This is a genomic window from Achromobacter sp. JCM 18799, assembly GCF_055395645.1.
This window is the reverse complement of record NZ_AP043866.1, coordinates 4,236,786-4,252,084: the sequence shown is the minus strand read 5'-3', so window position 1 is coordinate 4,252,084 and position 15,299 is coordinate 4,236,786. Positions and strand designations below refer to the sequence as shown.

Annotated in this window: 15 protein-coding genes; 6 read left to right on the top strand and 9 right to left on the bottom strand. The window is 67.7% G+C overall.

Going from position 1 to position 15,299, the window contains the following annotated elements; all coding sequences use genetic code 11:
• Positions 1-43: 43 nt before the first annotated feature.
• Together phoR and phoB are read right to left on the bottom strand one after the other, a co-directional pair.
• Entirely contained in the window at positions 44-1,351 is a 1,308-nt protein-coding gene (gene phoR / locus ACZ5YA_RS19985) for a phosphate regulon sensor histidine kinase PhoR (protein WP_118933466.1), read from the bottom strand.
• A 12-nt stretch (positions 1,352-1,363) separates the two neighbouring features.
• Positions 1,364-2,062, bottom strand: coding sequence for a phosphate regulon transcriptional regulator PhoB (phoB, locus tag ACZ5YA_RS19980; RefSeq protein WP_006227196.1), 699 nt, complete (start codon positions 2,060-2,062; stop codon positions 1,364-1,366).
• Between the two features lie 161 nt (positions 2,063-2,223).
• On the opposite strand from phoB, the gene ubiE reads away from it, so the two are divergent.
• The 6 genes from ubiE (at position 2,224) to rfaE2 (ending at position 8,136) form a co-directional block, all read left to right on the top strand.
• Positions 2,224-3,000, top strand: a complete 777-nt coding sequence (gene ubiE / locus ACZ5YA_RS19975; RefSeq protein WP_059377478.1) for a bifunctional demethylmenaquinone methyltransferase/2-methoxy-6-polyprenyl-1,4-benzoquinol methylase UbiE — start codon at positions 2,224-2,226, stop codon at positions 2,998-3,000.
• 176 nt (positions 3,001-3,176) lie between these two features.
• A complete protein-coding gene (locus ACZ5YA_RS19970) occupies positions 3,177-4,181 on the top strand; it encodes a Tim44 domain-containing protein (RefSeq protein WP_464091136.1) in 1,005 nt (334 codons plus the stop codon).
• A 185-nt stretch (positions 4,182-4,366) separates the two neighbouring features.
• On the top strand, positions 4,367-5,005 hold the full coding sequence (locus tag ACZ5YA_RS19965) for a ubiquinone biosynthesis accessory factor UbiJ (RefSeq protein WP_059377483.1): 639 nt from the start codon (positions 4,367-4,369) through the stop codon (positions 5,003-5,005).
• Between the two features lie 3 nt (positions 5,006-5,008).
• Entirely contained in the window at positions 5,009-6,562 is a 1,554-nt protein-coding gene (gene ubiB, locus ACZ5YA_RS19960) for a ubiquinone biosynthesis regulatory protein kinase UbiB (protein ID WP_059377486.1), read from the top strand.
• A 184-nt stretch (positions 6,563-6,746) separates the two neighbouring features.
• The gene (locus ACZ5YA_RS19955) at positions 6,747-7,625 is read left to right on the top strand and encodes a ferritin family protein (protein ID WP_054454988.1); all 879 of its coding nucleotides are present in this window, start codon (positions 6,747-6,749) and stop codon (positions 7,623-7,625) included.
• Between the two features lie 22 nt (positions 7,626-7,647).
• Positions 7,648-8,136 carry a D-glycero-beta-D-manno-heptose 1-phosphate adenylyltransferase gene (gene rfaE2 / locus ACZ5YA_RS19950; protein ID WP_059377488.1) on the top strand — a complete coding sequence of 163 codons (489 nt, stop codon included), beginning with the start codon at positions 7,648-7,650 and terminating at the stop codon, positions 8,134-8,136.
• 19 nt (positions 8,137-8,155) lie between these two features.
• Here the strand turns inward: rfaE2 and ACZ5YA_RS19945 are convergent, their stop codons facing one another.
• The 7 genes from ACZ5YA_RS19945 to ACZ5YA_RS19915 form a co-directional block, all read right to left on the bottom strand.
• Complete coding sequence (locus tag ACZ5YA_RS19945) at positions 8,156-9,487, bottom strand: TolC family outer membrane protein (protein WP_059377668.1); 1,332 nt, start codon at positions 9,485-9,487, stop codon at positions 8,156-8,158.
• Between the two features lie 79 nt (positions 9,488-9,566).
• Positions 9,567-10,247 (bottom strand): protein-L-isoaspartate O-methyltransferase family protein, encoded by a 681-nt coding sequence (locus tag ACZ5YA_RS19940; RefSeq protein ID WP_059377489.1) that lies wholly within the window; start codon positions 10,245-10,247, stop codon positions 9,567-9,569.
• Between the two features lie 101 nt (positions 10,248-10,348).
• Positions 10,349-11,191, bottom strand: coding sequence for a bifunctional hydroxymethylpyrimidine kinase/phosphomethylpyrimidine kinase (gene thiD, locus ACZ5YA_RS19935; RefSeq protein WP_464091135.1), 843 nt, complete (start codon positions 11,189-11,191; stop codon positions 10,349-10,351).
• The gene (locus tag ACZ5YA_RS19930) at positions 11,188-11,991 is read right to left on the bottom strand and encodes a thiazole synthase (protein ID WP_464091134.1); all 804 of its coding nucleotides are present in this window, start codon (positions 11,989-11,991) and stop codon (positions 11,188-11,190) included. The genes thiD and ACZ5YA_RS19930 overlap by 4 nt, the downstream gene beginning before the upstream one ends.
• A gap of 148 nt (positions 11,992-12,139) precedes the next feature.
• Positions 12,140-13,078: a cobalamin-binding protein gene (locus ACZ5YA_RS19925; RefSeq protein ID WP_464091133.1), complete on the bottom strand. Its 939-nt coding sequence runs from the start codon at positions 13,076-13,078 to the stop codon at positions 12,140-12,142.
• A 53-nt stretch (positions 13,079-13,131) separates the two neighbouring features.
• Positions 13,132-13,278, bottom strand: a complete 147-nt coding sequence (locus tag ACZ5YA_RS19920) for a hypothetical protein (RefSeq protein ID WP_464091132.1) — start codon at positions 13,276-13,278, stop codon at positions 13,132-13,134.
• Positions 13,275-15,176 (bottom strand): TonB-dependent receptor, encoded by a 1,902-nt coding sequence (locus ACZ5YA_RS19915; RefSeq protein ID WP_464091131.1) that lies wholly within the window; start codon positions 15,174-15,176, stop codon positions 13,275-13,277. The genes ACZ5YA_RS19920 and ACZ5YA_RS19915 overlap by 4 nt, the downstream gene beginning before the upstream one ends.
• Positions 15,177-15,299 lie beyond the last annotated feature (123 nt).

Genomic DNA, 15,299 nt, shown 5'->3' with positions numbered 1-15,299 from the left:
CGGCGCCTGGGCCCGCGCATGGCGGCAGCCGCCTTGCGCAGGCTCAGGCCGGGCTGTCGATGGCGATGCGGTCGGGCGGAAAGCGCAGGGCGAACACGCTGCCCTTGCCGGGTTCGCTGGTGATCAGCAGTTCGGCGTCATGGCGCATGGCGATGTGCTTGGTGATTGCCAGCCCCAGGCCGGTGCCGCCCACCGCGCGCGAGCGGCCGCGGTCCACGCGGTAAAAGCGCTCGGTCAGGCGGGGCAGGTGGCGCGCGGGGATGCCGATGCCGGTGTCCTGCACGCTATAGCGCGCGCCGCCGTCTTCCTCGCGCGCCCAGCGCACGGTGATGGTGCCGCCGTCGGGCGTGTAGCGCACCGCGTTGGTCAGCAGGTTGGACAGGGCCGAGGTCAGCTCGGTTTCGGCGCCCAGCACGTCCAGCGATTCGTCGATATGCCATTCCAGCACGTGGCGGCCGCCCGACAGGGCCTCGATCTGCTGGCGCGCCTTCTGCAGCAGCGCGCCCATGTTGACCGCGCGCGGGTCGCTGCCCGGCGAGGATTCCAGCGTGGACAGGGTCAGCAGGTCTTCGACGATGGCCTGCATGCGCTGGGCCTGTTCATGCATCATGTCGATGTACTGCTCGCGTTGTTCGGCGGGCAGGGCGTCGGCGGGCATGTCGCGCAGCGTTTCCAGAAAGCCCGCCAGCACCGTCAGCGGCGTGCGCAGCTCGTGCGAGACGTTGGCGACGAAGTCGCGGCGCGTGGTTTCCAGGCGTTCGATCTGGGTGACGTCGCGCGTGATCAGCAGGCGCTGGTTGCTGGCGTAGGCCGTCAACTGCATCATCATCAGCCGTTCCTGGCCTTGCTGGCCCAGGCGCACCAGGATGGGTTCGGGCCAGGACGGGCGGTGCGCGTATTCGACGAATTCCGGCGCGCGCAGCAGGTTCAACAGGTTATGGCCGCGGTCGGCCGGCAGGCGCAGGCCCAGGTGCTGGCGCGCCATGCGGTTGCACCAGTCGATCTGGAAATCCTCGTTCAGGGTCACCGCGCCGTCCGGCAGCGCTTGCGCCGCGGCCAGCATGCCTTGCATGGTGTTCTGGGTTTCGTTCAGTTCGCGGGCCCGGGCGCGGGTGTAGCGGTACAAGGGGGCGAGGATATCGTCCCAGGGGCCGACCGAAGCGGGCGGCGAGGTATCGGGATGGTTGGCCCAGTGGGACACCAGGTGCAGGCGCCAGCTGCGCCAGAGCAGCATGGCGGCCAGCGCGAAGGAGAAAAGTATCCAGCCCGCCGGGTCTCCTATGAGCCATTGGGCCAGCAATGCGGCAACCGCCCACAGGGCGACCAGGAAAAGAGTGCGCAGCCAGATCATCGTGCGGGAGTTTTACCGCGTCGGGAGCTGGGCAGTAAACCGGTAGCCGCTGCCGCGGACCGTTTCCACGTGCGCGTCGTGGCCGCTGGGTTCCAGCGCCTTGCGCAGGCGGCGGATGTGCACGTCGACCGTGCGTTCTTCGACGAAGACGTGGTCGCCCCAGACCTGATCCAGCAGCTGCGAGCGCGAGAACACGCGTTCGGGGTGCGTCATGAAGAAATGCAGCAGGCGGAATTCGGTGGGGCCGATCTGCAGCGACTGGCTGTTGCCCGACAGGCGATGCGTCACCGGATCCAGCTTCAGGCCGCCCACGTCGATCACGTCGTCGGTCAGCTGGGGCGCGCGGCGGCGCAGCACGGCCTTGATGCGCGCCATCAGCTCCTTGGGCGAGAAGGGCTTGGTAATGTAGTCGTCGGCGCCGGCTTCCAGGCCGTCCACCTTGTCTTGTTCGGAACCCTTGGCGGTCAGCATGATGACCGGGACGGCGCGGGTGCGCTCGTCGTTGCGCAGCTTGCGCGCCATGGCCAGGCCGGAGGTGCCGGGCAGCATCCAGTCCAGCAGGATCAGGTCGGGAAGCTCGGCGCGGATCAGGGTCTGGGCCTGGTCGGCGTCGAAGGCGCGCAGCACCTTGTGTCCGGCGAAGGACAGGTTGACGGCGATCAGTTCCTGGATGGCGGGTTCGTCTTCGACGACGAGGATGGTGCTGGACATGGCGGATTGGGCACACTTCTGAGCGCCGGCGCGGCGCGAACATTGCGATAGTATGGCCGCAATATTTCAGGTATGTGACCGCCGGGCATCATCGTCTGCGTCCGCCGGCCGCCCGCGGGAGCCCGATAGGCTACCATTGAACGATATATCGGGAATTCACCATGCAAAACCCCTCCGAATCGCAACATTCTGCGGATTCCGCCTCGCAATCGACCCATTTCGGCTTCCAGACCGTGCCGGAAGGCGAAAAGGCCCGCAAAGTCGCCGAAGTCTTCCACTCGGTCGCCCAGCGCTACGACGTCATGAACGATTTCATGTCGGCCGGGCTGCATCGCGTCTGGAAGGCGTTCACCATCGGCCGCGCCGCCATCCGCCCCGGCATGAAGGTGCTGGACATCGCCGGCGGCACGGGCGACCTGGCCAAAGCGTTCGCCAAGCGCGCCGGTCCTACCGGCGAGGTCTGGCTCACGGACATCAACGATTCCATGCTGCGCGTGGGCCGCGACCGCCTGACCGATGCCGGCCTGCTGGTGCCCACCGCCGTGTGCGACGCCGAGCGCCTGCCGTTCCCCACCGGCTATTTCGACCGCGTCAGCGTGGCTTTCGGCCTGCGCAATATGACCCACAAGGACCGCGCCCTGGCTGAAATGACCCGGGTGCTGAAGCCGGGCGGCAAGCTGCTGGTGCTGGAATTCTCGCGCGTGGCCAAGCCGCTGGCCCCCGCCTACGACTGGTATTCCTTCAATGTGCTGCCCTGGCTGGGCAAGAAGGTGGCCAAGGACGAAGCCAGCTACCGCTACCTGGCCGAATCCATCCGCATGCACCCCGACCAGGAAACCCTGGCGGACATGCTGCGCACGGCCGGACTGGAACGGGTGCAGTACTTCAACCTGACCGCCGGCATCGCCGCTCTGCACGAAGGCGTCAAGCTGGGCTGATCCGCGCCGGCCATCCGGATTTTTCGCCGCCCTGCGGGAACTTGTGGGGCGGCGTCTTGTCCGTTATTCTTACGGCATTCAGATTAATGTAAGAAAAGTCGCGACGAAGGTCCCGCGGTCCGTGGGACTTCCTGCTGCTCGGGGCGGCAGGGGCGCGAGTACGAGGGAGCAAACCTATGTCCAAATTCTGTCTTTCGCGGTTTGTCGCCGCGGCGCTGATCGCCGTTTCCGGCGCGGCACTGGTGACGGCGTCGTTTGACGCCGAAGCCCGCCGTGCCGGTGGCGGCAGCAGCGTCGGCCGACAATCCTCCAACGTGACCCAGCAGCGCCAGGCGACCACGCCGCCGGCCGCCGCCAACAACACGGCGGGCGCCACCGCTGCTCCGGCAGCCGCCGGCGCGGCCACGGCCGGCGCAGCAACCGCGGGCGCCGCCGCCAAGAGCGGCGCTTCGCGCTGGCTCGGCCCCATCGCCGGCATCGCCGCCGGCCTGGGTATCGCCGCGCTGCTCTCCAGCATGGGCCTGTCGGGCGCTTTCGCCGAGTTCCTCGGCTCCGCGCTGCTGATCGCCGCGGTCGTGTTCGCCGTCATGTTCATCATCCGCCGCCTGCGCGGCGCCGGTCCGCGCACTGCCACGCAGGGCGCGTTCGGTGGCGCCAACAACGCGCCGGGCCAGCAGCAACAGCAGCCGATGTGGCGCGAAACGCTGAAGCCGGCGGCTCCCGCAGCAGCGGCTCCGGTTGCCGCCGCCGCGGCGCCGGCCGCGATGCCCAAGATGGGCGACGACAACAACTGGTTCGTGCCGGGTGACTTCGACACGCCCAACTTCCTGAAGCAGGCCAAGGAGCAGTTCGTGCGCATCCAGGCCGTCTGGGACAGCGGCAGCACCGATGGCCTGCGCGAGTTCCTGACCGACGACCTGATCACCGAGCTCAAGCCGCAGCTGGCCGAGCGCGGCGCGGCGCCCAACAAGACCGAAGTGGTCCTGCTGAACGCTGAAATGCTGGGCATCGAAACCGTGTCCGACGGCCACCTGGCCAGCGTGCGCTTCTCCGGCATGCTGCGCGAAGCGCCGGGCGCCGAGGCCTTCCGCTTCGAGGAAGTCTGGAACCTGTTCAAGCCTGCCAATGGCGGCTGGCTGCTCGCAGGCATCCAGCAGATCCCGGTGGATCTCGCCAGCTAAGCCTGGCCGGCCGGGGCCGATCCCCACCTCCGTTGCGGATGCCGCAAGGCATCTGTTTGAACCGGCCCTCACAGGGCCGGTTTTTCCATGTGCTTGCGCAAAACACCCATCCATCTAACCCGTTACACTCCCGATTTACCCATTAACTTCCGCAACCCCCGCAATCGGGGCCGTTGCAGACCGCCATGCTGCCTCTTCCGTTCCTGCCCACCCCCTCGCGACTGGCTGTAAGCGCGCTCAACGCCCTGTTGCGGCGCGAGGACTGGGCGCGCGCGCGCCTGGTGCGGCATGCGGGCAAGACGGTGCGTTTCGCGCTGGGCGGCTTCAGCCTGGGCCTCACCATCGACAGCGAAGGGCTGGCGGCCCAGGCCGATGCGGCCGTGGTGCCCGACGTGACGCTGACGGTCGCGCCAGAAAAACTGCCGCTGCCGCGTCTGGGCGCGGACCGCGAGCGCCCCGATTTCGCCGAGGCGACCCATATTTCGGGCGACGCGGCGTTGGCGCAGGTGGTGTCGGACCTCTCCAAGCAGTTGCGCTGGGATCCGGAGGACGCGCTGGCCCGGGTGGTGGGCGACATCGCCGCGCTGCGCCTGGTGGGCGGGGCGCGCGCGGCCGCCGGCGGCGCGCGCACGGCCAGCCTGCGCCTGGCCGAGAACGTGTCCGAATACCTGTCCGAGGAAAGCGGCATGCTGGCCAGCCGACCGGCGCTGGAACAGTGGCGCCTGGACCTGGCCGAGTTGAACGCCCGCGCCGATGCGCTGGCCCGTTCGGCCACCGCGCTGCAAACCCGCCTGGCATCCGCCAGCGCAAAGCGGGGCGCCTGATACATGTTCCCCCTGCTGCGCCTTTTCCGCATCATTCTGGTTTCGCTGCGCTATGGCCTGGATGAGCTGGTGCTCTCCAGCCTGAACCATCCGCTGGCCACCTGCCTGTTGCGCGTGATCCGCCTGGGCACGCGTCCGCGCAAGCCGCGCGGCTTGAGGCTGCGCCTGGCGCTGGAATCGCTGGGGCCCATCTTCGTGAAGTTCGGACAGGTGCTGTCCACCCGCCGCGATCTGATCCCCGCCGATATCGCCGACGAACTGGCGCTCTTGCAGGACCGCGTGCCGCCGTTCCCCTCGGCGCAGGCCGCTGCCTGCATCGAGGCGGCGCTGGGTGCGCCGCCCGAGAAGCTGTTCGCGCAGTTTGAAGTGGATCCGGTGGCCTCGGCCTCGATCGCGCAGGTGCACTTCGCCGTGCTGCACGACGGCCGCGAGGTCGCGGTCAAGGTGCTGCGTCCGGGCATGCTCAGCATCATCGAGAAAGACCTGTCGCTGCTGAAAGTGGTGGCGCGCATCATCGAGCGCCTGGGCGCCGACGGCCGCCGCCTGAAGCCGCGCGAAGTGGTGGCCGAGTTCGACAAGTATCTGCACGACGAGCTGGACCTGGTGCGCGAAGCGTCCAACTGCAGCCAGCTGCGCCGCAACTTCGGCCCCGAGTCCGGCCGTGGCGACATGCTGATCGTGCCCGAGGTGATCTGGGAATACACGGCGTCCACGGTCTTCACTATGCAGCGCATGTACGGCATGCCGGTAGGCCAGGTGGAGCGCATGCGCCAGGCCGGCATCGACATCCCGACGCTGGCGCGCACCGGCGTGGAGATCTTCTTCACGCAGGTCTTCACCGACGGCTTCTTCCATGCCGACATGCACCCGGGCAACATCTACGTGTCGGACCGTCCGGAAACGCTGGGCAGCTACATCGCCCTGGACTTCGGCATCGTGGGTTCGCTGTCCGAGTTCGACAAGAATTACCTGGCGCAGAATTTCCTGGCCTTCTTCCACCGCGATTACCGCCGCGTGGCGCAACTGCACATTGAATCGGGCTGGGTGCCGCCCGATACGCGCGAAGAAGAGCTGGAGGGCGCCGTGCGCGCCGTCTGCGAACCGTACTTTGACCGGCCGTTGTCGGAGATCTCGCTGGGGCAGGTGCTCTTGCGGCTGTTCCAGACCTCGCGCCGGTTCAATGTGGAGATCCAGCCGCAGCTGGTCCTGTTGCAGAAGACCCTGCTGAACGTTGAAGGATTGGGCCGCCAGCTCGATCCCAACCTGGATCTCTGGAAGACCGCCAAGCCCTATCTGGAACGCTGGATGCGTCAGCGCGTCGGATTCAAGGGGCTGCGGCAGAGCCTGGAAAAAGAAGCCGCGCAGTGGTCGCAAATGCTGCCTGCTTTGCCCAGGCTGGTCCATGACCACCTGAGCCGTCCCAACGTCTCGCCCGCCTTGCTGGCCGAGATGATCCAGTTGCGGCGGGCCCAGGAACAGAACAACCGGCTGGTTGCAGCGCTGGTTGGGGTGGCCGCGGTTGCCATCGGGGTCGCGATATGGGCCTTGACCCGATAGGCGGCGCGATGATCTAGACGGTATCTGTCATGTTTCATTCATGAAACGGTCATCATAGCTTCGCGGTACACGGCGAAAAATAGCGCTGCGGTGGATGAATGCAGCGCCCTCGCCGGCAGCGCGCGCGCCATTCTTAATTTCTATATCTATAGCCCCACTAGCGGGACGAATACAAGGGCAGACCATGCTTTATCCTGAACTCTTCAAGACCATGGAAGCCGTGCGCTGGAACATGGCGCATGACATCCCGTGGGGCGACTTCGATCGCAGCAAGCTCTCGGACGAGCAGGCCCACACGATCAAGATGAACGCCATCACGGAATGGGCCGCCTTGCCGGCCACCGAAATGTTCCTGCGCGACAATCGCGGCGACAGCGATTTCTGCGCGTTCATGTCGGTGTGGTTCTTTGAAGAACAGAAGCATTCGCTGGTGCTGATCGAATACCTGCGCCGCTTCCGTCCGGACCTGGTGCCCACCGAGGAAGAACTGCACAACGTGCGCTTCGAATTCGACGCCGCGCCCGAACTCGAAACCCTGATGCTGCATTTCTGCGGCGAAGTCCGTTTGAACCACTGGTACCGCCGCGCCGCCGAATGGCACACGGAGCCGGTCATCAAGGCCATCTACAAGACGGTGGCCCAGGACGAGGCCCGCCACGCCGGCGCCTATCTGCAGTACATGCGCCGCGCGCTGCACGACCGCGGCCAGGACACGAGCGAGCAGGCCCGCCTGGCGTTCTCCAAGATCGGCGTGCTGATGGCGTCGGCCGGCCGCACGCAGCAGGCCCTGCACCCGACCAACCTGCACGTGAACAAGGACCTGTTCCCCAACGACACGGTGCAGTCGCGCCTGCCGGAACCTGGCTGGCTGGAGCATTGGCTGGACACGCAGATCCGCTTTGACGGCGTCTGGGAGCAGAAGGTCGCCACGCGCATCCTGCACATCCTGTCCAAGCTGATGGACCGCAGCTTCGAAACGGTGAAGGACCTGAACCGCTACCGCAAGGAAATGACGGCGCTGATCGTGCCGAAGGAAAAGCAGATCATCCTGGGCGGCGCCTGAGCCGGGGCGATACAATCGCCGCATGCCTGCCGCCCGTTTTGAATCCAAGGTCCTGTCCCGCGACGAATGCGTCGCCGCCGTCGCCGCCGGCCGCTATCCGCGGCCGCTGGTGTTCACCAACGGCGTCTTCGACATCCTGCACCGGGGCCACGCAACCTACCTCGACCAGGCCGCCCAGCTGGGCGCGACCCTGGTGGTGGCGGTGAACACCGACGAGTCGGTGCGCCGCCTGGGCAAGGGCGCCGAACGCCCGCTGAACCGCATGGAAGACCGCGCCGCCTTGCTGGCCGCGCTGGGCTTCGTGACCGTGGTCACGTCCTTCCATGAGGACACGCCCGAGGCCCTGATCGGCCAGCTCAAGCCCGACCTGATCGTCAAGGGCGGCGACTACGACATGGAAAAGCTGCCCGAGACCGCCCTGGTCAAGACCTGGGGCGGCCGCGCGGTGGCGATTCCGTTCGAGTTCGAGCGCTCGACCACGGCGCTCGTGAAGAAAATCCAGAACAAGTAAACCGAGTCCCTTCGCGGACTCAGCGCGGTTCCCGCAGCAGGCGGTTGATCGCTTCCAGGTCTGCCTCGGCCAGGATGCCGCTGGTGGCCTTCAGGCGCAGGCTGGCGAGCACCGTGCTGTAGCGCGCCAGCGCCAGGTCGCGCTGGGTGGCGTAGAGCTGCTGCTGGGCATTGAGTACGTCCAGGTTGATGCGCACGCCGACCTCGTAGCCGGTGCGGTTGGCTTCGACCGCGGCGCGGCTGGATTTTTCGCCTGCCTCCAGCGCCTGGATGCGCGCCAGGCCGCTGGTGACGCCGGTGTAGTACTGGCGTGCGGCTTGCACGGCCTGGCGGCGCGCCGCCTCGTAATCGTGGCGCGCCTTCTGTTCCAGCTGGACCTTTTCAGTCACTTGCGACGAGACCCCGCCGCCCGAGTACAGCGGGATCGACAGCACCACGCCGATGGTGCTGTCGATGGGCTTGCCCGGCGCGGCATTGCGCATCACGGCGTCGCTGGCGCTGCCGCTGCTGGCGCGCAGGTTCAGGGTCGGGTAATGGCCGCTCTTGGCGATCTGGATCTCGCGGCCGGCGATGCGCGTCAGGAGCTGCGCGCGCAACACGTCCAGGCTGGAGGACTCCGCCTGGTTGCTCCAGTCGGCCACGCGGGCGGGCTGCGGCGCGGGCAGCTGCACGCCATAGGGCAGTTCGGACAAGGCGCCGGGAGCCGTGCCGATGATCTTGGCCAGTTCGTCGCGGCGGACTTCCAGGTCGTTCTGCAGGCGCAGTTCCTGCGCCACCACCAGGTCGTAGCGCGCCTGCGCCTCGTAGGTGTCGGTGATGGTGGCGTTGCCGAGTTCGAAGTTGCGCTTGGCGGACTCCAGCTGCCCGGCCACGGCGGCCTTTTCGGCCTCGGTGGCGGTCAGCGTGTCCTGGGCGTAGAGCACGTTGAAATAGGCGTCGGCCACGCGCAGCAGCAGGTCCTGATAGGCCTGTTGCAGCTGCACCTCGACGTCGGCGACGACCAGCTTGGATTGCTCGAAATTCTGCCAGCGGCCCCAGTCGAACAGCGGCTGGGTCAGGGACAGGTCCCAGACGCCGCGGCCGCCGCTGTAGGCGATGCCCATGCCGCGGGTGCTGCGGGTTTCCTGGTAGGCGCCGCCGGCTTCGGCGGAGATCAGGGGCAGGAGCAGGGAACGGGCCTGGGGTTCTTTTTCCAGGCCGGCGCGGTAGTTGGCGCGCGCGGCGGCGTAGATCGGGTCATTGCCCAGCGCCGATTGCCAGATCTGGATCAGGTTCTGCGCGCGGACAAGCGTCGGGCCGACGCTTGCGGCGCAGGTAAAAACCAGTAAAGCCGTTAGCAATCGGAAACGCATGGTGGTCAACGATACGCCGGGCCGCCCGGGGCGCGGCGGCCCTGTCAGAGGGGCAGGCGCCGGGCGGCAGGGTTGGGGATCAGAACTTGAACTGGGATACCGTGACGCCGCGCAGCGGCTTGATGACGGTTTCGAACAGGTTCACCGTTTCGAAGCTGGCCGCGGTGGTGCGGGTGATGCGACAGGCCGTCATGACGGGCGCCTGGCCCACGATCACGACCAGGCGGCCGCCCACGCGCAACTGGTACTTCAGCGCGTCGGGGACGGTCGGCACGGAACCCGTGACGAGGATGGCGTCGTATTCGGTGGAGCCCCAGCCGTTGCGGGCGTCGCCGGTTTCGACCTTGACGTTGGTGACGTTGTTCATCTGCAGGTTCTGCTGCGCGAACGTCACCAGGCGGCTGTCGATTTCGACCGAGGTGACCTGCTGCGCCAGGTAGCCCAGCAGCGCGGCCTGGTAGCCGGAGCCGGTGCCGATTTCCAGCACGCAGTCGGACTTGGTCAGCAGCAGCTCTTGCGCCAGGCGGGCTTCCACCTTGGGCGCCAGCATGTTCTGGCGGGTGTTGACCGCGTTGATCTCAAGCGGCAGTTCCAGGTCGGAAAACGCCAGCGCGCGCAGGGCCGGCGGAACGAATTGTTCGCGGCGCACATCGAACAGCGCTTGCAGCACGTTGGCGTCCAGAACGTCCCACGGGCGGATCTGCTGTTCCACCATGTTGAAGCGGGCTTGTTCTACGTCGGGCAGGGTCGAAGCGTTCATGACGGTCAGAAAAAACAGAGGAATCAACAGACCATTGTACCGATTCGTAGCGTACTGTGACGCCCGACCCCGCCGACAGATGTTTCAGACGCCGCCCGGATCTACCACCAGGCGTGGAAGTGGTGCACCGGGCCGTGGCCCGAACCCACCGACAGGCGCTCGGCGTGGCGGATGGCCTCCGTGAGGTAGGCCTTGGCGCGGCGCGCCGCCTCGGGCACGTCCCCGGTTTGCGGCAGCAGCGCGGCCAGCGCCGCCGACAGCGTGCAGCCGGTGCCGTGGGTGTTGACGGTCTCGATGCGGTGGCCGGGCAGCTCGATCATGCGGTCGCCGTCATGCAGCAGGTCGATGGTCTCGCTGCCGGGCAGGTGGCCGCCCTTGACCAGCACCCAGCGCTCACCTGAATGCGCCAGCTTGTTGCGCAGGCGTTCGGCCACGCGCCGCATTTCCTTGACGGTCTCGACCGGACGCTCTTCCAGCAGCACGCCGGCTTCGGGCAGGTTGGGCGTCAGCAGGGTGGACTGCGGCAGCAGGGCCTCGCGCATGGCGCCCACGGCGTCGCGTTCCAGCAGCAGGTCGCCGCTTTTGGCCACCATCACCGGGTCCAGCACCACGTGGGCCGGTGCCCACTTGGCGAGCTTCTCGGCCACCACCTGGATCACCGGCTGCTGGCCCAGCATGCCGATCTTGACCGCGTCGATGCGCACGTCCGCGAACAGCGTGTCGACCTGCTGGCCGACGAAAGCGGGCGGGACCGCCGAGATGCCGGTGACGCCCTGGGTGTTCTGCGCGGTCAGCGCGGCGATCACCGCGCAGCCGTAGGCGCCCAGCGCGCTCATGGCCTTGACGTCGGCCAGGATGCCGGCGCCGCCGGAGGGGTCGACGCCAGCGATGGTCAGCGCGTTGGGGATGGGGCGGCCGCTGGCGGCCTGCTGGCGGCCGTTCATTTGGGGGCGCCCGCCGTGATCAGGCCTTCGTTGGGCGAGCTGGGGGCGCCGCTGTACAGCTTCTTGGGCATGCGGCCGGCCAGGAAGGCCTCGCGGCCGGCTTCCACGCCCTTCTTCATGGCGCTGGCCATCAGGATCGGATCGCGCGCGCCGGCGATGGCGGTGTTCATCAGGACGGCGTCGCAGCCCAGTTCCATGGCGATGGCGGCGTCCGACGCGGTACCCACGCCGGCGTCCACCACGATGGGCACGCGGGCCTGCTCGATGATCAGGCGCAGGTTCCAGGGATTCAGGATGCCCATGCCCGAGCCGATCAGCGAGGCCAGCGGCATCACGGCGACCGCGCCCAGGTCTTCCAGCATGCGGCACTGGATGGGATCGTCGGTGCAATACACCATGACCTTGAAGCCGTCGTCCACCAGGGTCTTGGTGGCCTTCAGGGTCTCCGGCATGTTGGGGAAGAGGGTCTGCGGGTCGCCCAGCACTTCCAGCTTCACCAGGTCGTGGCCGTCCAGCAGTTCGCGCGCCAGGCGCAGCGTGCGCACGGCCTCGTCGGCGCTGTAGCAGCCGGCGGTGTTGGGCAGCAGCGTGAATTTGGACGGCGGGACGTAGTCCAGCAGGTTCGGTTCACCGGCGTTCTGGCCGATATTGGTGCGGCGGATGGCGACGGTGACGATCTCGGTGCCGCTGGCGTCCAACGCCGCGCGGGTCTGTTCGAAGTCCTTGTACTTGCCGGTGCCGACGAGCAGGCGCGACGAGTAGGCGCGGCCGGCGATGGTGAGAGTGTCTTGAGTGGTCATGGCGGAGGTTCAAAGGGCGGGTGCGCACGATGCGAGACCCGCGGGGACTGGCGATACGTTGGACGAATGATAAAGCACGGCGCCGCGCGGCAGACGTGCTCGGTGAAATGCGGCGTTCCACTATTTGCAGATCGTGGTGCGGACACGTTCAGCGCAGGCGGTCCAGGTCGGCGCAGATCGCCTCGGCGGCGTCGATCAAACGCGGACCCGGGCGGTACAGCGCGTCGGCATCCACGCCGTACACATGCCCCAGCCGCGCGGCGGGCAGTCCCAGCGCCTGCCAGGCGGCCAGGTTGCGGGCGCCGTCCTCGGGGCGGGAGATGCCGGCCAGCACCGCCTCGGGGCGCGCCGCCAGCACGCTTTCCAGCGTGACCTGGGGCGCCACCACGGGCGCCTGGCCGAAGACATTGACGCCGCCGCAGACGCGCAGGGCGTCGCTGACGATGCTGCTGTCGTTCAAGGTGTAGATGGGGTCCAGCCCCGCCTGCACGAAGACGCGCACGGGGCGGCGGCCGGCATAGCGGACGGCCAGGGCGTCCAGGCGCGCGCGCAGGGCCTGGGCGGCAGGCCGCGCCTGCGCTTCGGTGCCGAACAGCGCGCCCATGCGTTCGACCGCGTCGGGGATGGCGGCCAGGGTCTGCGGGTCGCTGTAGAACACCGGCACGCCCAGCTTGTCCATCACCCGCGCCAGCGGCGCGGCGGCGGCGGGCTGCCAGGCGATCAGCAGGTCCGGACGTACGGCAGCCACGCGTTCGGGATCGGGCTGGGTGCCGTCGCCGATGATGGGCAACTGGCGGGCGGCGGGCGGATAGTCGCTGCCACGGATGGTGGCGATGAGCCCGTCGCCCGCACCGGCGGCAAAGACCAGCTCGGTGGCGTGCGGGGCCAGGGTGACGGCGCGCCGGGCGGGAGCGGCCAGCGAGACCTGGCGTCCCTGGTCGTCGCGGATCTGGATGACCGCGCCGGCGGCGGAACCCGCCCCGGTATCCGTCGCCGGACCTGCTGCGGCGAGTCCCGCGGACAGCAGCGCGCCCAGGGCCAGAAACAGCCCCGGAGCGATGCGAGGGTGGGTACGTGCGAGGGGCATGCAGGAAGCCGATATAGCCAGCGGGGAACGCCGACTATATCGGAATGCCGCGATCAGTAGCGCAGCGTGAGCGACGCGTAGAAATTGCGGCCCGGGGCGGGGTACAGGCTGTAATTGGCGACCGGACCCAGCATCTCGAACGAAGCATTGCCGCCGCGGATGCCGTAGGTGGCGTACTGGCGGTCGAAGATGTTGTTCACGCCGATGGCGCCTTCGATGTTGCGCGTGAACTTGTGGCCACCTTGGTGTTGAACAGTACGTAGGCGTCCAGTTCCTTGGCGAACTGGTTGGCCTGGTCGTTGTCCATGCGCGACTTGCCCACGTATTGCGCCGTCACGTTCCACAGGAACGCATCGGTGGGACGCCAGGTCACGCCGGCGTTGGCCAGCCACTTGGGCGCCAGCGGCACGGTCTTGCCCGCCAGGTCCACGCCGGCGTAGGTGCCGGAGCGGAACTGCGCTTCCATCCAGGTCAGGTTGGCGTCCAGCGACAAGCTGCTGGAGATCGCGGTGTGGTCTTCCAGTTCGATGCCTTGGCGGCGGGTCGGGTCCAGGTTGGTGTTGGCTCCCGTGCCCGGGCCCCAGATGCCATCAGCCAGCGGGTTGTACTGGATTTCGTTGGTCAGGTCATAGCGGAAGTACGACAGGCGGGCGCTGCTGCTGGCCGATTGCCAGGTCACGCCGATTTCCTTGTCGGTGGAGGTCTGCGGCGCCAGCGGGGTCTGCACCGACAGCAGTTCGTCGGCGTTGGGCAGGCGGAAGCTGCGGCCGACCTTGCCGTACACGCCGAAACCGGCGGGCAGGTCCTGGCGCACGCCCAGCTGCCAGGCGGTCAGGTGGTTGCTGCGGTCCGACGCCGTGCCCGAGCCAGAGATCACGTCCAGGTCGTCGGAGGCGTACTGGCGGCGCACGCCGGCCGTCACGTAGGTGCTGTCGGTGGCGCGCACCTGGCCTTCGGCGAACAGGCCGTACTGGTGCTGGCGCGACTGCCACTTCGAGGGCTGGAAGTCGTAGTAGGCGTTCTGGTTGGCGGTGGTCTTGGCTTCCTGGCCGTCGGCGCCGAAGACGATGCTGTGGCCGCCGTTGATCGGCAGGCGGTAGCGCACGCTGGCGATGTTCTCTTCCAGCTTCTGGTCGCGCAGGATGTCGCCGAAGCCGTCGTAGGTCAGGCCGTCGAGCTTTTTCTCGCGGGTCGACAGGTCGGCGTACAGGGTGCCGGCGCCGATCGCCTGCTCGAGCTGCAGGCCGAAGGTAGTGGTCGTGGTCTTGACGTAATCGACGTCGTTCTTCGAGCCGCGCGGATCGTCCTGGTACTCGTTCAGGCCGGTCTTGGGGTTGATCGTGCGCGGACCGGGCAACTCCAGCTTCTGCGTGGTGGTGCGGCCGTACAGGCGGATCGAGCCGTCGTCGTGGCGGAACGTGATGCCGCCGCCGCCGCCCTCGCGGCGCTCGCCGCTGTGGTCGCGGTAGCCGTCGCTGTGCAGCGATTGCATGTAGGCGTCGACGCCGACCTTTTCATTGTTCATGGACACGGCCGCGTCGTACTGGCGCAGGCCATAGCTGCCGAAGGTGGCGGTGGCGCGGGCGGCGACTGGCTCCTTGGTGAAATCGGAACGCGTGATGATGTTGATCACGCCGCCGGTGGTGCCGCCGCCGTACTGCACGGAACCGCTGCCGCGCACGATTTCAATGCGCTCGACCTGGTCCAGCGGCACTACGCCGAGGCTGGGCGCCGACAGGTCGTTGGTGTTCTGCTTGACGCCATCGATCAGGATCAGCGTGTTGCTGGCGCCGGTGATGCCGAAGCCGCGCAGGTCGACGATGGAGTTGTCGCTCGAGCTGCTGGTGTTGATCAGGTGGATGCCAGCCTGGGTCGACAGCACGTCCTGCATGGTGCGGGCGCTGGACGCGGCGATGTCTTCGGCGGTGATGACCGAGATCGACACCGGCAGCGTGCGGCCGTCGGTCGGCACGCGCTGGGCGGTGACCGTGATGGCGTCGAGCTGGGGAGTGGAGGAGGCGGCTTGCTGGGCGGCGGCGATGGCCGGGGCGGAGCAGAGCAGGGCGCCGGCATAGCGCCGGATGGAGCGGGTTTTCATCTACGTAACCTCGATGCGACCCGCGACCCCGCAGGCCATTCACGATGGGGAGGATGCCCAAGCCGCGGCGGGCCGGTGTAGGCCTGGCGGCAATGCATGGACTTCCTTGCGATCGAACAGGCC

What these genes read in the sequence shown, in the direction of transcription:
- ACZ5YA_RS19970 (WP_464091136.1), top strand. Translation starts at nt 3,177, where the DNA reads ATGTCCAAATTCTGTCTTTCGCGGTTTGTCGCCGCGGCGCTGATCGCC.
- ACZ5YA_RS19955 (WP_054454988.1), top strand. Translation starts at nt 6,747, where the DNA reads ATGCTTTATCCTGAACTCTTCAAGACCATGGAAGCCGTGCGCTGGAAC.
- rfaE2 (WP_059377488.1), top strand. Translation starts at nt 7,648, where the DNA reads ATGCCTGCCGCCCGTTTTGAATCCAAGGTCCTGTCCCGCGACGAATGC.
- ACZ5YA_RS19915 (WP_464091131.1), bottom strand. Translation starts at nt 15,176, where the DNA reads ATGAAAACCCGCTCCATCCGGCGCTATGCCGGCGCCCTGCTCTGCTCC.
- phoR (WP_118933466.1), bottom strand. Translation starts at nt 1,351, where the DNA reads ATGATCTGGCTGCGCACTCTTTTCCTGGTCGCCCTGTGGGCGGTTGCC.
- ACZ5YA_RS19930 (WP_464091134.1), bottom strand. Translation starts at nt 11,991, where the DNA reads ATGACCACTCAAGACACTCTCACCATCGCCGGCCGCGCCTACTCGTCG.
- thiD (WP_464091135.1), bottom strand. Translation starts at nt 11,191, where the DNA reads ATGAACGGCCGCCAGCAGGCCGCCAGCGGCCGCCCCATCCCCAACGCG.
- ACZ5YA_RS19965 (WP_059377483.1), top strand. Translation starts at nt 4,367, where the DNA reads ATGCTGCCTCTTCCGTTCCTGCCCACCCCCTCGCGACTGGCTGTAAGC.
- ACZ5YA_RS19925 (WP_464091133.1), bottom strand. Translation starts at nt 13,078, where the DNA reads ATGCCCCTCGCACGTACCCACCCTCGCATCGCTCCGGGGCTGTTTCTG.
- ubiE (WP_059377478.1), top strand. Translation starts at nt 2,224, where the DNA reads ATGCAAAACCCCTCCGAATCGCAACATTCTGCGGATTCCGCCTCGCAA.
- ACZ5YA_RS19945 (WP_059377668.1), bottom strand. Translation starts at nt 9,487, where the DNA reads ATGCGTTTCCGATTGCTAACGGCTTTACTGGTTTTTACCTGCGCCGCA.
- ubiB (WP_059377486.1), top strand. Translation starts at nt 5,009, where the DNA reads ATGTTCCCCCTGCTGCGCCTTTTCCGCATCATTCTGGTTTCGCTGCGC.
- phoB (WP_006227196.1), bottom strand. Translation starts at nt 2,062, where the DNA reads ATGTCCAGCACCATCCTCGTCGTCGAAGACGAACCCGCCATCCAGGAA.
- ACZ5YA_RS19940 (WP_059377489.1), bottom strand. Translation starts at nt 10,247, where the DNA reads ATGAACGCTTCGACCCTGCCCGACGTAGAACAAGCCCGCTTCAACATG.